The sequence below is a fragment of the Streptodolium elevatio genome (assembly GCF_053592165.1).
This window is the reverse complement of the sequence record NZ_JBSFVE010000014.1, coordinates 188,270-203,550: the sequence shown is the minus strand read 5'-3', so window position 1 is coordinate 203,550 and position 15,281 is coordinate 188,270. Positions and strand designations below refer to the sequence as shown.

Annotated in this window: 12 protein-coding genes; 8 read left to right on the top strand and 4 right to left on the bottom strand. The window is 71.6% G+C overall.

From position 1 onward, the window contains the following. Window positions 1-50: 50 nt before the first annotated feature. Window positions 51-2,582, top strand: a complete 2,532-nt coding sequence (locus ACWD12_RS25295; RefSeq protein ID WP_450101470.1) for an FtsX-like permease family protein — start codon at window positions 51-53, stop codon at window positions 2,580-2,582. Window positions 2,583-3,589: 1,007 nt separating this feature from the next. Beyond that, the gene (locus ACWD12_RS25290; RefSeq protein ID WP_450101469.1) at window positions 3,590-4,108 is read left to right on the top strand and encodes an NUDIX domain-containing protein; all 519 of its coding nucleotides are present in this window, start codon (window positions 3,590-3,592) and stop codon (window positions 4,106-4,108) included. Window positions 4,109-4,225: 117 nt separating this feature from the next. Here ACWD12_RS25290 and ACWD12_RS25285 read toward each other — a convergent pair whose 3' ends face one another. Both ACWD12_RS25285 and ACWD12_RS25280 read right to left on the bottom strand, forming a co-directional pair. Next, window positions 4,226-4,786, bottom strand: coding sequence for a YceI family protein (locus ACWD12_RS25285; RefSeq protein ID WP_358356886.1), 561 nt, complete (start codon window positions 4,784-4,786; stop codon window positions 4,226-4,228). A 102-nt stretch (window positions 4,787-4,888) separates the two neighbouring features. Further along, on the bottom strand, window positions 4,889-6,334 hold the full coding sequence (locus ACWD12_RS25280; protein WP_450101468.1) for a PucR family transcriptional regulator: 1,446 nt from the start codon (window positions 6,332-6,334) through the stop codon (window positions 4,889-4,891). Between the two features lie 278 nt (window positions 6,335-6,612). Between ACWD12_RS25280 and ACWD12_RS25275 the strand changes: the two genes are divergently transcribed. The 4 genes from ACWD12_RS25275 (at window position 6,613) to ACWD12_RS25260 (ending at window position 11,953) form a co-directional block, all read left to right on the top strand. After that, on the top strand, window positions 6,613-8,655 hold the full coding sequence (locus ACWD12_RS25275) for a hypothetical protein (RefSeq protein ID WP_450101467.1): 2,043 nt from the start codon (window positions 6,613-6,615) through the stop codon (window positions 8,653-8,655). Between the two features lie 485 nt (window positions 8,656-9,140). Then, entirely contained in the window at window positions 9,141-10,427 is a 1,287-nt protein-coding gene (locus tag ACWD12_RS25270) for a hypothetical protein (protein WP_450101466.1), read from the top strand. A 175-nt stretch (window positions 10,428-10,602) separates the two neighbouring features. Continuing rightward, on the top strand, window positions 10,603-11,037 hold the full coding sequence (locus tag ACWD12_RS25265) for a hypothetical protein (RefSeq protein ID WP_450101465.1): 435 nt from the start codon (window positions 10,603-10,605) through the stop codon (window positions 11,035-11,037). Window positions 11,038-11,170: 133 nt separating this feature from the next. Beyond that, window positions 11,171-11,953: an enoyl-CoA hydratase-related protein gene (locus tag ACWD12_RS25260; RefSeq protein ID WP_450101464.1), complete on the top strand. Its 783-nt coding sequence runs from the start codon at window positions 11,171-11,173 to the stop codon at window positions 11,951-11,953. A 39-nt stretch (window positions 11,954-11,992) separates the two neighbouring features. Here ACWD12_RS25260 and ACWD12_RS25255 read toward each other — a convergent pair whose 3' ends face one another. Both ACWD12_RS25255 and lipB read right to left on the bottom strand, forming a co-directional pair. Continuing rightward, window positions 11,993-12,766 (bottom strand): hypothetical protein, encoded by a 774-nt coding sequence (locus tag ACWD12_RS25255; RefSeq protein WP_450101463.1) that lies wholly within the window; start codon window positions 12,764-12,766, stop codon window positions 11,993-11,995. A 31-nt stretch (window positions 12,767-12,797) separates the two neighbouring features. Then, window positions 12,798-13,442 (bottom strand): lipoyl(octanoyl) transferase LipB, encoded by a 645-nt coding sequence (lipB, locus tag ACWD12_RS25250; RefSeq protein ID WP_450101462.1) that lies wholly within the window; start codon window positions 13,440-13,442, stop codon window positions 12,798-12,800. A gap of 125 nt (window positions 13,443-13,567) precedes the next feature. On the opposite strand from lipB, the gene ACWD12_RS25245 reads away from it, so the two are divergent. After that, window positions 13,568-14,134: a dihydrofolate reductase family protein gene (locus tag ACWD12_RS25245; RefSeq protein ID WP_450101461.1), complete on the top strand. Its 567-nt coding sequence runs from the start codon at window positions 13,568-13,570 to the stop codon at window positions 14,132-14,134. A 62-nt stretch (window positions 14,135-14,196) separates the two neighbouring features. Further along, a complete protein-coding gene (locus ACWD12_RS25240) occupies window positions 14,197-15,279 on the top strand; it encodes an ankyrin repeat domain-containing protein (protein ID WP_450101460.1) in 1,083 nt (360 codons plus the stop codon). The last annotated feature ends 2 nt before the right edge of the window (window positions 15,280-15,281 follow it).

Genomic DNA, 15,281 nt, shown 5'->3' with positions numbered 1-15,281 from the left:
ACAACCGTCACAAGTACACGAGTTCCCCGCCCGGAACCCGCCTCGGCAGCGTGGGCATCGGCCGCCTGGCGGTACGCAACCTCGTCGCGTACAAGCGCCGCGTCGCCGGCCTCGTCCTCGCCGTCGTGCTCGGCACGGCGTTCCTGTCCGGCGCGCTGATCCTGTCCGACACCGTCAAGTCCTCGATCACCGGCCTGATCCGCGACAACGGCGCGGGTACGGACGTCGTAGTTCGCAACGCGACCGACGTCACCGACGAGCCCGGCACGACCCGGGCGGCCATCCCCGGCGACACGGCCGACCTGGTACGCGGCGTCCCCGGCGTCGCGGCCGCCGAGCCCGTGGTCGTGGGCTACGGGCAACTCGTCGGCAAGGACGGCGACATGCTGACCGGCAACGGTCCGCGCATCGCCGGGAACTGGGTCGGCGACCCCGCCCTCAACCCCTACACGCTCGCCGAGGGCCGCGCCCCGCAGACGCCGGACGAGGTCGTGGTCGACCGTGCCTCCGCCGAACAGGGCGACCTCGAACCGGGGGACCGCATCACCGTTCTGACGCCGTCTCCGGCCCCGGTGACCGTTGTCGGGGTGGCGAGGTTCGGCGACGCCGACGCGTTCGGCGGCTCCTCGTACACCGGGTTCACCCTGGAAGGCGCGCTGGCCCACGTCGCGCGCGATCCGGGGCAGATCAGCTCGGTGTCCGTACGCCTCGACGAAGGCGCCGACCAGGAGGCCGCGGCCGCCGCCATCCAGCGGGTCCTGCCGCCCGGCGTGCAGGCCCTGCCCGGCTCGGACGCGACACAGGAACAGGTCGACGCCGTATCCGACGGATTCCTGAACATCTTCCGGACGTTCCTGTCGGCCTTCGCCGCCATCGCCCTCGTGGTCGCGGCGTTCTCCATCAACCACACCTTCTCCGTGGTGACCGCGCAGCGCATGCGCGAGGCGGCGCTGCTGCGCGCGCTGGGCGCGTCCCGGCGGCAGATCCGGTCGCAGGCCATCGGCGAGGCGGCACTGATCGGCGTGGTCGCGTCGGTCGTGGGCCTGCTGGCCGGCCTCGGGCTCGCGGCCGGGCTGAAGGCCATGTTCGCGGCGTTCGGGTTCGCGTTCCCGGTGGACGGTCTGGTCTTCCGTGCGGAGACGGCGATGATCGTGCTGCCGGTCGGCATCGTCGTGACGATCCTGTCGGCGCTCGTACCGGCCGTACGCGGGTCCCGGGTACCGCCGATCGCGGCGCTCCGCACTTCCGCGGCCGAGTCCGCGGGGATCCCGCCGATGCGTACCGCGGCCGGTGCCGTCCTCACGGCGGCGGGCATCACGCTGACGATCCTCGCCGACGACGTGTGGCTGCTGGCCGCCGCCGCACTCGCGTCCCTCGCGGGTGTACTCCTGGTGGCCCCGGTCGTGGTCCGCGCGGTCGGCGGCGTCATCACCGCACCGTTCCGGCGGCTCGGCGCGGGGCCGATGCTGGCGCGCGGCAACGTGCTGCGCAGCCCGAGGCGTACGGCCGGCGCGGCTACGGCGATGGTCGTCGGCATCGCGGTCGTCACCGTCTTCGCGGTCTTCGCGGCGTCGCTCAAGGACGGCGCGGCGGCCGAGACCCGCGACACCATCGTCGGGGACGTCGTGATCGGCGGGTCGTCGCCCGCGGGATGGGCCGGCGGCGGACACAGCCCCGAACTCACCCGCCAGGCGGGCGAACTGCCCGGCGTCGAGACCGCCGTCGGCATGCAGCAGGGCAACGCGCTGCTGGACGGTTCGAGCAAGACGATCGTGGCGGCCGACACCTCCCGGCTCGACGCCGCGCTCGACCTCGGCCTCGACTCCGGCACGGCCACCGGTCTGGGCACCGGCGGGATCGCGGTGTCGCAGCCCAAGGCCGAGGACGCCGGATGGAAGACGGGCTCGCCGGTCGAGATCACCTACCCCGACGGCGCCCGCGCGACGCTGACGGTGGTCGGCATCTACGACCGCACCACGATCGTCGGTGACTACCTGATCGACCGTCAGGCGTGGTCCCCGCATGCGGTGACCGACGTCGACGCACTGACCGTGGTGGCGCTGTCGCCCGGCGCCTCGGCCGCGGAGGTGCGGGAGGCCGCCGAGAAGGTGGCGGTGCAGTACGGCAATCCGCCGGTCGAGGACCGGGACGGCTACGTCGACTCGTCCATGGCCATGGTCGACCAGTTCGTCACCGTCGTGTACGTCCTGCTCGCGCTGGCCCTGCTGATCGCCCTCGGCGGCATCGCCAACACGCTGTCCCTCGCGGCCCACGAACGCCGCCGCGAACTGGGCCTGCTGCGCGCGGTCGGTGCCGAACGCGGCCAGGTGCGGGCCTCGCTCCGCTGGGAGTCCGCGTACGTCGCCGCTCTCGGTGCGCTCACCGGGCTGGTCCTGGGTGCGTTCCTGTCCTGGGCGGCGGTCTCGGTCCTGTCCGGGGACCAGGAACTCCCGTACGTCCTCCCGCCCCTGCAACTGGCCGTCCTCTTCGCGGCCGGAACCGCGGGAGGCCTGATCGCCGGGACCCGCCCCGCCGCCCGCGCGGCAAAGATGAACATCCTCAACGCCATCTCCGCCGAGTAGCCGCAGTCCGAGCGTCCGAGAACCCTCGAACTACCCGGAACTACCCCCCGGCACTCCGTGAGCGGCTCGACCGGCCGCCAGCGGGGTGCCGGGGCTATTGGCGGCTCAGAGTGCGCGTGACCCCGGCAGCGATCGTGGTGGCGAAGAGCCGGCCGACGCGATGAAGGGTTGGAAAGCCGGGCGTGCCCGAGGTCCAGGCGGCGGGGGGATCCTGGCACGGCTCAGATTGACCTCGCCGTCGGCGAGGAGGTGTACGGCACGCAGGTCTGTGCCCGCGGGCAACGCCTCGGCGAGCAAGGCCACGCCGCCGGGGCGTGCAGCCTCGCGGCCTTGAGGTTCACCTGCCCCGGACTGTGGCCGCGTCGAGCCGCACTTGCCCGTACGCAACGAGGGTTTCGGCCCACGCCAAGCGGGCCCGGGCCGTGGCCGTGCTGCTTGCGGGCGTGACGCTCTCGAATGTTCGAGCGTGAACCTCGGGCGTGACACCCGGCACTGGGCACTCGGCACCCGGCACCCGTCACTCAGCACCCCGGCGCTCAGCTCTTGCACTCCGCATTTGCGTCGCCCAGCGCGCCGGCGCGCAAAGGCGCGATCTCCGGCTCCGCCCATGCGGACCGGAGATCGCGCCCAGCACTGCCGGGAGCGGTATTCAAGCCCTCGGCATCAGAACCACGAGGTGCAATAGTGCACATCTCCCGCGTACAGGTCTGCGCAGTACGGAGGCACGTACCGTGCGCTCGGGGCCCCAGGGCGCCCCGTCCCGCGCGTGGTTGTCGCCGTCGCTGCGGGAGTCGAGTCCCTCGCCGCCGCCGAAGGCCTGCCAAACACGTTGTTTTGCTGGAGTCAGGTCGTCGATTCCCATCGGCGGGATGCTGTCGGTGTTGTTCCGCGCTGGCAACCTGCGGCGCGCAGCCCGCGGCGCGGTCGGCTCCTGCGGGGGCGATCGGGTGCAAGATCGTGAATGCGCACTGGTCGCGTGCGGGATCGACTTGAGAGGTGGGTTCTTGATGGTGTCTCAGGTGCAGGGTGGCGAGGTTCCGGAGGGCGTCAAGGATTTCGTGGGGGGACAGGCGGGGGCGGCGATTGCTGCCGGGGCGGTGATCCTGGACGGGCGCGGGCGGGTTGTGGTGGTGAACCCCTCGTACAAGGACGGGTGGGAACTGCCCGGCGGGATGGCCGAGGAGGGCGAGGACCCGTACACCGCGGCCCGGCGCGAGGTGCTGGAGGAGATCGGCCTCGACCTGGACCTCGGGCGCCTGCTCGTGTGCGACGTCACCCCGCCGCGGGTCTACGGCCGCGTCCTGATGCACTTCCTGTTCGACGCACCGGTGCTGACCGACGATCAGGTCCGCGACCTGCGCGCGGTCGACCCGGAGCTGATCGGTGCCGCGGCGCTGCCCGCCCGGGAAGCGCTGGCCGCGCTGCACGTACGGGTGTCGCACCGGGTGGGGGTCGCGCTGCGGATGCGCGAGAGCGGCGAGTGCGCGTTCCTGGTGGACGGCGTCGCGACGGGCGGTCCCGGCTGACCGCGTTCTCGGCATACGTGCATAGGGGGCCGCCGGACGAGCCGCCCGGAACGCGACGACGCCGCCGGGGCAGGCCCGGCGGCGTCGCGCTGGTCGTCGTGCCGGTCGGGGGATCGCTCAGGTGGTGAGCGCGGCCTCGATCTCCAGCTCGATGCGGGCCTTGTCGGCCAGCGCGAGGGAGCCGTTGGGCAGGGTGATGACCGTGCCGACGCCGAAGTCGCTGCGCAGGATCTCGGTGACCGCGCTGAAGCCCGCCTTCTCGGCCCCGCTCTGCGGGTCGGTGACGGTGCCGTTGTACGTGAGCTTGAGTTCGACCTGCTTGGTCACGCCCTTGAGGGTCAGCTCGCCCTTGACGACGTAGTCGGCGTCCGTGTCCTGGACGACGCCGGTGGAGGTGAAGACCGCGGTGGGGTGGTTCGCCGCGTCGAAGAAGTCCGGGCTGAGCAGGTGGCCGTCGCGGGCCTCGTTGAGGGTGTTGAGAGACGCTATGGAGATCTCGGCGCGTACCTCGGAGGTCAGCGGGTCGTCGCCTACGGTGATGTGGCCCGAGAACTCACCGAAGGCGCCGCGCGCCCCGGCGAGGGCGAGGTGGCGTACCGAGAACGTCACGGCCGAGTGCACCGGGTCGATGACCCAGGTGCCGGACGCGAGCTCGGGACGCAGAGGTGCGGTGGTCATGGGAACTCCCAGGAAATCGCGGAACGATGGCGTGGGGCATTGCCGGGGAATCGCCCGCTGCGCCTAGGTCGTTGCTCATTCAACCAGCGTGTCGTTGCATGTTCAACCATTGATCGGCAAAGTGGCGCCTCCGCCGGCGCGGCGTGCCACCAAGGCGGCGCTGATCACCGGCAGGTCCGTGGTGCGGGCCGCATTCAGTCCGGTGAGCTGGGCGATGCGGCGCAGGCGGTAGTCGATCGTGTTGGGGTGCACGTGCAGACGGGCGGCCGCTCGGCGGCGGCTGAGGCCGAGGCGCAGGAAGACCTCCAGAGTCTCCAGCAGTTCAGGCCGTGCCGCCAGGGGCTCCAGGAGGGCGGCGAGGCGTTCGCGCGCCTCGCCCGGGCGACTGAGCTGGTAGTCGAGCAGCACGTCGGCGAGGCGGAAAAGCCCGGTGCCGCGGCCGGTGCGGCGGACCAGGTCGACGACCTCGGCGGTCTGGCGTACGGCGTCGGGCACCCCCGCCGGTGCGGTGACCGCCCCGGCCGCGGTGATCTCCGCGCCTGCGGCCTTGGCCGTACGGTCGATCAGCGCGCACAGGTCCGACCACGCCGGCGGCCGGTCCGAGACCGGGAGGAGGACCGTGCCGCCGGCCGCGTCGATCACGGCGAGCACGGGTTCGTCGGCGAAGCGCTCCAACTCGGCCTGTGCGCGCCGGAGTTTGCGCCGCGCCGAGATCTTCGGGCTGCCGGTCGTGTCGCGCTCGTCGGGGTGCGGTCCGATCACGAGCGTGAGCACGACGTAGTTCGGGGCCGGTCGCAGGCCGACGCGTTCGGCCAGGTCGTCCACCGGCTCGCCGGCGATGAGCGCGGCCATCAGCGAGCGCCGCCCGTGGTGCTCCTGGGTCTCCAGCGTGCGGCGCTCCTCCAGGTACGCCGCACTCACCGCGACCGTAACCTGCCGCAGCATGCGCAGCAGGAGGGCCAACGCCTCCTTGACGTCCGCCAGTTCCTCCGGACGGGCGTCGGCGGAGATCTGCTCCCACGCCGCGAGCATCCCCACGTGGTACGCCCCGAGCACCGCGTCCAGCGGGATGCCCTCCTCGGCGCGGCGTGCGGCGGACAGCCGCTGCGCGCCGAGTTCGCCTTCGGTGGCGGGTCGCCGCTCGGCCAGCACGTGCGCCAGGATGCGCAGGTTGTGGTCGATGATCTCGGCGATTTCGCCGTGCACTTCCTCGCGCGGCAGCAGCCGGTAGACGGGGAGTTCGTCGACGATGCGCCGCACCACGTGCCCGGTCAGGCGCGCCGCACGCCCCTCCAGCCACGGCCCCACCGCGCGGCCGCCGAGGGTGAGCGGCAGCGGGGGGCGGGCCGCCGCCTTGGGACCGGCCGCCGTCGGGCCGGGCGGCGTCGGGCCGGGTGGCGTCGGGTTGGGTGGCGTCGGGCCGGGCGGCGTCGGACCGGGTGGTGCGGCGCGGTCCGCGGGGTCCGCGGGTGCTTCGGGGGAGTGGTGCGGGGCGGTTTCGGGGGTGACGGACCGGCCGCGCGGCGAGGCGGGCTTGTGACGGGTCACAGGGCACCCCCGTTAAGTCTGCGTAACTTCCCAGGTGGCAACGCGTCGTGAGACCAGCAAGATGTCAGTGAACCATTGCCGCGCACTGCTGCGACAGCCCGCACAGCGTGCCGCGGCGGGGGTGGGGGGATCCGGCGTCCGGTCGCGCCGTGACTCGGCCCCGGATCGTCCGCCGCGATCCGGGGCCTCTGTCGTGGCGCCGAGGGCCGTCGGGGGAGGTGCGTTCAGCGCGCGGCGCCGTCCATGCCCTGTACGCGGAAGTCCCAGGAGGTGGTCCGTTGAGGCCCCGAACCCGTGCCGTCGTCGCGCTTGCGGGCGCGTTGCTGCTGTCCGTGCCGGCCGGTCCCGCACTTGCCCACGACGAAGGCGGCGACGGCCGCACGGAGGCGCTGACCGCCGAGGAGCGCGCGGGCGCGCCCGAGTGCGATCCGATTGACCCGGCCGCGTGCATGCTGCCGTACCCGAACGACTGGTACACCGTCAGGGACCGGCGCAGCGAGACCGGGAGGCGCCTGGCGCTCACCCCGTCGATGATGCCGGTGAACGCGGCCGGCCAGACCGCGGACCCCGCGGCGTACAACCGCGGCGACGGGTTCTCGCCGGGGTCGACCCTCGTGGTGCGGGTGCCGGGGATAAGCCTGCCGAGGTCCGGCGCCGCCCCGGTCACCGACATCGCGCGCTCGCTCTCGCGGGACGCGCCGATCGTCATCGTGGACAACGAGACCGGCCAACGTTGGCCCTACTGGGCGGAGTTGGACTCGCACGCCACGAGCCCGGACCGGCAGGCCCTGCTGGTGCACCCGGCGCGGAACTTCATCCCGGGGCACACGTACTCGGTCGGCCTGCGCAACCTGCGGGACGGGTCGGGGGCGTCGATCGCCCCCAACTCGGTCTTCACGAGCCTCGTCGGCCGCACGCTCCCGCGCCACGACCCGCTGTGGGCGCGGCAAAAGCAGTTGCGGCCCGTGCTGCGCGAACTCGCCGACCACGGCCGCGTGGACCCGCGGAGCCTGTACCTGGCCTGGGACTTCACGGTGGCGAGTACCGAGAACACCACCGGCAGCCTGCTGGAGATCCGCGACGACGCGTTCGAGGACCTGGGGCGGCAGGCGCCCGCGTACACGATCACGTCGGTCCAGGACTTCACGCCCGAGCAGGACGACCGCATCGCCCGCGAGATCAAGGGCTTCGTGGCGGTGCCGAGCTATCTGAACGCACCGGGAGGGCCGCCGGGTTCGTCGTTCAATTACGGCCGTGACGGCAAGCCGCGGCAGCTGCCGGGCAACGTGCAGCAGGCGCCGTTCCAGTGCGAGATCCCGCGCAGCGCCTTTGCGGCGCCGTCGCAGGCCTCGCTGTACGGGCACGGTCTGCTGGGCAGCGAGCGGGAGGTGCGCGGCTCGAACGTGCGGTCGATGGCCAACGAGCACAACTTCACGTTCTGCGCGACCAAGTGGATCGGGATGAGCGAGGACGACATCCCGGTCGTCATCGCGTCGCTCACCAACATCGGCCACTTCGACGCGGTGGCGGACCGTTTGCAGCAGGGGGTGCTCGACACATTGTTCCTCGGGCGGCTGCTGGGCAATCCCCGCGGCTTCGCGGCGGACCCGGCGTTCCGCACGGCTGAAGGGCGTCCGGTCATCGACACCCGAAAAGGCGTGGTCTACGACGGGAACAGCCAGGGCGGGATCATGGGCGGCATCACGGTCGCCGTGTCGCAGGACGTCAGGCGGGGTGTGCTGGGCGTGACCGGTATGAATTACGGCGGCCTGCTGCTGAACCGGAGCAGCGACTTCGTGCAGTTCCAGCCGCTGATCGACCAGGCGTACCCGGACAAGATCGACCAGCAGCTCGGTCTGCTGCTGATGCAACTGCTGTGGGACCGTGCGGAGACGAACGGGTACGCCGCGAACCTGACGGACCGTCCGCTGCCACACACGCCGCGGCACCAGGTGCTCATGCAGATCGCGTTCGGCGACCACCAGGTGGCGAACGTGTCGGCGGAGGCGCAGGCGCGCACGATGGGCGCGCGGATCGCGACGCCGGCGCTCGCGCCGGGGCGCAGTCCGGACGTGACGCCGTACTGGGGTATCGCGCCCATCACGCGCTACCCGTTCTCGGGGTCGTCGGCGCTGGTCGTGTGGGACAGCGGTACGCCGGCGCCGCCGACCACCAATACTCCGCCGTTCGAGCCGGACTACGGCGAGGACCCGCACTCCGACCCGCGCAACTCGGCGGCGGCGCGTGTACAGAAGGCGGCGTTCCTGACGAAGGGGCAGGTTGTGGACGTGTGCGGCGGGGCGCCGTGCCGGGCGGGGTGAGCTGTCGGCCGTTCACGAACACCGGTTTGTGAACGGCGGGTTATGAACGCCGTTCGCGAACGGTTGTTCATGAATCCGGTTTGCGAATGGCTGTTCATGAACGCGGTTCGCGAACGGCCATTGATGAATGCGTTCGCGAACGACGGTTCGTTAACCCGGTTTACGAACAGGCATTCATGAACCCCGTTTGCGAATGCGCGTTCGCGACTGGGGGCGGGCAGGCGTTTGCGAACGGCCGTTTACGAATGTCCGTTCGCAAACCGCCGTCCGTGAACCCCCGCGACAAACGGCCGTTTGCGAATCGCCATTCGCAAACGGCCGTTCCCGAACGTGCGTTCATGCACGGCTGTGAGTGAACCGTCCGTCATATTGATTGCGCCGTACGGATGAAATATCCGGCCCGGTCCGCGGAGCGAGCGTCCGAACGGCCCACCGGAAGGTTGGCCGTCTTGTAGCGTCGGCGGCTCCACCACGGGAGGAGCGGCATGCGCACGCGGTTGCGGACCACAGGGCGAACGGCGCGAACGGCGCGCCCACGGGGCAGGGCGGTCCTGGCCACGGCCCTGGTCTCGTTGGCGCTGGCCGCCCCCGCCCCCACCGCCGACGCGCACACCGACCCGCACCCGGAGCCGCAGGCCGACGACCCCGCCTGGCACACCTGGCCCCTCGGCACTCCGCGCGACAACCAGGAGCTGCGCGCCGTCGCCGCCCTCGGCCCGCGCGACGTCTGGGCCGTCGGCTACCGCGGCGAGATCGCCGACAGCCGGCCACTCGTCCAGCACTTCGACGGCACGCTGTGGCACGACCTCGCCGTCCCCCTCGCCACCGGTACGGGCCAGTTCGACACCGTGGCCCCGCTCGCGCCCGACGACGTATGGGCGATCGGCCACCGCAACGACGAGGCCGCTTTCAACGACCGTGCGCTCGCGGTGCACTTCGACGGCAAGGCCTGGCGCGAGACGCCCATGCCGGAGCAGCCGTACAACATCTCCGCATACCCGTTCGGCACCGCCGCCATCGGCCCCGCCGACGTGTGGACCGTGGGCGCCCTCGCGCAGGACCGGATCGCCAACCCCCACCCCCTCGCGTACCACTGGGACGGAACGGAGTGGACCGCCGCGGCCACCCCCGACCCGGGCGGCAGCGCGATCCTGTTCGCGGCGGCCGCCGACCGGGCAGGGGGCGCGTGGGCGGTGGGCGTCGCGTACACCGACGGCGTAGGCCGCCCACTTGTCGAGCACTGGGACGGCAAGGCCTGGCGCATCGTCGACATTCCGTACGACCCGGCGCAGGCGCACAGTCTCGAAGGCGTCACCGTGCTGGCACCCGACGACGTCTGGGCGGTCGGCGGTACGAGCACCGCCGGCGGCGAGTCGCGCCCGGTCGCGTACCACTGGGACGGCACCGCCTGGTCCCAGGCGGTCACCCCCGCGATCGACGCCAACCTGCACGCGGCCTCGGCCGACCCGACCAGCGGCGTCGTGTGGGCCGTGGGCTCCCAACCCGACGAGACGACCCCCGCCGTGCTGCTCCGCTGGGACGGCACCGCCTGGACCCAGGTGCCCGCAGCCGACGACCCGGACGCGCGCGGCGCCTCGCTGTTCTCGGTGGCGGCCGTCCCCGGTGCCGACCCGGTCACGCCGTCCGCGTGGGCGGTCGGCTCGACCCTGCCGACGTTCCAGACCCCTTGGCACGCGGTGATCGAGGGGTACGGGCCGCCGCCCGGCCGCATCGCCGGCTCACGCGGCCCGTCGGTCGGCCCGATCCCGTAGTCACACGCCCGCCGCACCTCTCTCCCAGGCCGCGCCATTCCCGCGGGCCGCGCCTCTACCGCAGGCCGCGGCCCGCGAGCCGCACTCTCACCGCACACCTCGCCCCGCGAGACACTGGGCACGGCGGCGCCGACCATGGTGTCGCAACCGGGTCCAACCGCGCGGGAGGCAACTGTTGGGCGAAAAGGGCGGGTTCGACGAGCGGCACGCGTACGACCCCAAGGCGTCCCCGAACTCCGGCGAGGCGCTGCATCCGCTGACCGCCGGGCTGTACATCGACGACAAGGAGGCGCGGGAGCCCAACGGCGACGTCTTCTACGGCTACCTCAGATTCACCGCGTCCGACCGCGTCACCAGCGTCACCAGCTCCGGGACCGTCGAACAGGTGGCCCGCTGGTTCGGCCCCGAGAACAAGCAGTGCAGCCAGGGGGTCTACGAACTGGAAGGCAATGCAATCTCGTTCGCGGTCACCAGTTCCTCCGGAACGGTCCTGTACAACGGCACCGTCGGTCCCGGCGCGCTCACCCTGCGCCTCGACTCGCGCAGTCTGATCAACGGCCACCGCGCGCACCGGACCTACCACTTCGCGCAGGCGGACTTCCCGGACTGACCCAGGGCCGCGGGACCGCCGGACCGCCGGACCGGCCCGGGGCGCGGACCCTTCGGCCCGCCGCACGCCACTCGGCACGCCGCACCCAGTAAGTTGACATGGTCAATGAGTCGTGACGAGAGGCGGTACGCGGATGTCCGGGTCGAACACGAGCTCCCCGAGCACACCTACCGTCGTCCTCGAACGCCGCGGCCGCGTGCTCGTCATCGCGCTGCGCCGCGAGCACAAGCGCAACGCCGTCGACCAGGACATCAGCGACGGCATCGAGAAGGGCCTCGACCTCCTCGAAGGCGACCCGGACCTGTGGTGCGGCGTCGTCACCGGCACGCCGACCGTCTTCTCGGCGGGCACCGACCTGTCCGCCGGCTACGCACCCAAGACCGAGCGCGGCGGCTCGTACGGCATGATCCGCCGCCCGCGCACGAAGCCCCTCATCGCCGCGGTCGAGGGCTTTGCGCTGGGCGGCGGCTTCGAGATCGTGCTCGCCTGCGACCTGGTGGTGGCCTCGCGCGAGGCCACCTTCGGCCTCCCCGAGGTACGGCGCGGCCTGCTCGCCAACTGCGGGGCGATCTTCCGCGCCCCGCGTACGCTGCCGCTCAACGTCGCGCGCGAACTGCTCGTCACCGGTGACCCGACCGACGCCGCCCGCATGTACGGCCTCGGCGTCGTCAACCGGCTCACCGAGCCCGGGCAGGCACTCGAAGGCGCACTCGAACTGGCCGAGCGCATCTGCCTGAACTCGCCGACTGCCGTGTCGCACGTCCTGCAGTCCGTCGAGCGGGTGACGACGACCGACGACGAACTCGGGTGGCAGGTCACCGAGGAGGGCTTCCACACCGTCCTCGCCTCCGAGGACGCGAAGGAGGGCCTGACGGCCTTCCTCGAAAAGCGCCCGCCGGAGTGGACCGGGCGCTGACCCCGGACCACGGCACCCGACAGCGGTTGCCGGAGCAGGTCAGGAGAAGCGGACGCCGAACTGCCGCAGGACGACCGGCACGTTCACCCAGCGCGCCGGCGTCCTGGTGCGGTCGAGGTACTGGCACTCGAAGCCGGAGTAGCGGTCGAGCCGCGTGACGGAGACGTGCGGCATGACGTCGCACCGGAGTTCGTCGGACTTGTCGTGGTACATCACCCAGAACGCACCCTGAACGCCGGTGTCCACGAGGACACCCGTCTCCGGCTGGAGGGTCTGGTAGGAGACCGAGCCGAAGCCCACGCTCTGGATCACGACGGCCCAGGTGACCTCGACGCCTTCGTACACAATCGTGCAACCGGTGCTCTCCCCGGCCTTGTTCGGGACCTGGCCGCCGTTGCAGGACGCGGTCATCCGGCCCGGCACCCCGGCCAACCGCAGGGTGTCCTCCTGCAGTTCGTGCAGCACCTTCGCGGTCACCGTGGCGTCCGAACCGGGAGCGGGCGGCAGCGCCGCCTTCAGCTTCGCGTCGTCGCCGTTGAAGTACGCAGGCTGCGGCGCGGTGACCTCGACCGGCAACTCCAGCCCTTCGGTGACCGTCGGATCGGGCACCGGAACACCTGAGCCTCCGCCGACCGACGCCCCGTCAGGCGGCACCGTGGCGGACGCGGAAGCGGACGCCGATCCGGATCCGCTGCCGCCTCCGTCGTCGTCACCCCAGACGAAAAGGCCCACCGCCACCCCGGCCAGGCACAGCACCAGCACGATGCATGCCTGCCCGAATCCGCCGAGATCCTTCAGTCCGCGCCTGGCCATCAAGGGAGCATACGACGTCCCCGCAACGGCTTCAGGAGTCGATTGCCGCCGGTCCGGACAGCGCGGCCCACACCGCATCGCGTACTTCGGCCTCGCTCGGGACCGCGCGTCCCGCCTCCCCGGCGAGTTCGGCGATCGACGTCATCGTCACACCGGGCAGGGAGCACGCCGTGAACGTCGTGAAGGGGCTCAGGTCCATCGACACGTTCAGCGCGAACCCGTGGCTCGTCACGCCTTTGCGAATGCGCATGCCGATCGACGCGATCTTGCGGTCGTCCGGAGTCCACACGCCCACCAAACTCGCGCCGCCCGGGGGAGTGTCACGGCGTACCGCCGGGAACCCGAGCGCGCCCAGCGCCCGCACGAGACCGAGCTCCATCCAGCGCACCACGTCGCCGGGCCCGCCGTCGCGGACGTTCATCACCAGATAGCCGATCAGCTGCCCGGGCCCGTGGTACGTCGCATGCCCGCCCCGGTCCACCTCCACCAGCGCGATGCCGGAGTCCGCGCCGGGCAGGTCGGCGGCCGGCGTACGGGCGCTGTACGTCACCACCGGCGGGTGCGACAGCAGGAACAGGCGGTCGCCGACCGTGCCCTCCTGTCGCTCGCGGACCCACTCCGCCATCGCGGCGGCCGCCGCGACGTACGGCGTCTCACCCAGGTCGACCCGCTCCATGGCACTCCCACAACAGATTTCGAGAATTTTCCGGCGCCGATGTCGAGACGGCCCCGACGGCTCCGACGTCCCCGGCGAGCGGCGCCCGAAAGGGGCACCGGCAACCGGGAACACGGGTGAGAACAATGCGCAAGATCTTCTCCTTCCTCGTCGCCAGCGTCGACGGCTACTACGTGGGCGCCGAGGACGCGTTCGACTGGCCGGTCGTCGACGACGACTTCAACACCTTCGCGGTCGAACAGCTGAACAGCATCGACACGATGGTGTTCGGGCGCCGGACGTACGAGGTCATGGCCGGCTTCTGGCCCACCGCCTTCGCCCGCGAGAACGACCCTGCGATCGCCGCGCTCATGAACGACACCACCAAGATCGTCGTCTCCCGGACCCTCGAGGACGCCGACTGGGAGAACACCACCGTCGCGAACAGCACCGACGAATTGGCCGCCCTCAAGGCCACTCCCGGCGGCGACGTCATCGTGATGGGCAGCTCGGACCTCAACGTCAGCCTCATGCGGCTCGGCCTGCTCGACGAGGTACGCGTCATGGTGTGCCCTGTCGTACTCGGCGACGGCCTGTCCTTGTTCCGCACGGCGACCGACCGCGTACCCCTCACCCTCACCGACTCGCGTACGTTCGCCTCCGGCAACATCCTCAACCGCTACGCCCCGCAGCTCCCCGCAAACGGCAACTGAAGCCGCCCGCGCCCCGCGGTCCCAGGACTGCTCGTGTCGGTTGGGACTGGAACGCTCAGGCCATGGGCAACTTCGACGGACCCGTCATCCCCGACCCACCCGCGCCCCTTCCGGAGCGTGCGCGGGGCGACTGGGAGGGCATGGGACGCAACGGCTTCCGCGATGCCGAACTCGTCCGCGCGCGACTGGAACACGGCGCGGACCCGACGGAGCGGCGCCCCGAAGGCGACACCCTGCTGCACGTCATCGCCGAATACGGAACCTCGGACGTGCTTGCGGAGATGGCGGCTCGGGCGGACGACGTCGATGTCGTTGCGCAGTGGACCGGCGAGACACCGCTGTGGAAGGCGGTGTGCCAGGGCAACGCGGAGAATGTCGCCGTCCTGCTCGGGTCGGGAGCCGACCCGTGGCGACCGGTGCTGAGCGGTCGCTCGGCGGGATCGATCGTCCGGTGGACCAAAATGGCGCCGCTGTTCGAGGAGTTGCCGGGACACGTCCCACCGTCCGACGCCGAACGTGCCGAACAGGCGGAAGCGGACCGACGGGCCGAGGTCTTCTACGAGGAGGAGTACTACGTTTTCTCGGCAACGTTCGTCGCCGCCCTCGGCGAGGATGAGGTGATCCGCCGCCTCGGCGGCGACCCGGCGCGCTGCCCGGTCCTCGACCCCGACAGCGCCCCGGTGCCTTCCGGCACCGGCCCCGGGGGATTCGACCCGCAGGACCGCGACAACGCCGAGCGCTTCCTCGGCATCCGCGCGGTACCCGGCGGATGCGTGGTCGTGCAGCCGCAGGGTTCCCGGGCGGGCTCGTCAGCGGTGGTTGCCGCACTGTCACCGGGCACCCGCACCTACGGCATCTACCTCAGCCATATCAAGGGCACTTTCGGGCACCTGGCAGTTGACGGAGTCGACGTCCGGCACGAGGAGATCGGACGCAGCGCATACGACGGATCCCCTGACGGCCACTGGCTCTACCGCTTCTGGGACGCGGACCCCAGGGGTGTGGTCGGCCGGGACAAATGGGAGGCGTACCAACTCGCCTACGCCGCCGCCGAAGCAGGCGTCACGATCACCAGCGCGTCACAGGTCGCGGGCCCACCGAACCACTGGATCGAACTCCCGCCGGAAAGTGCGTTGTTGGCGTGAGT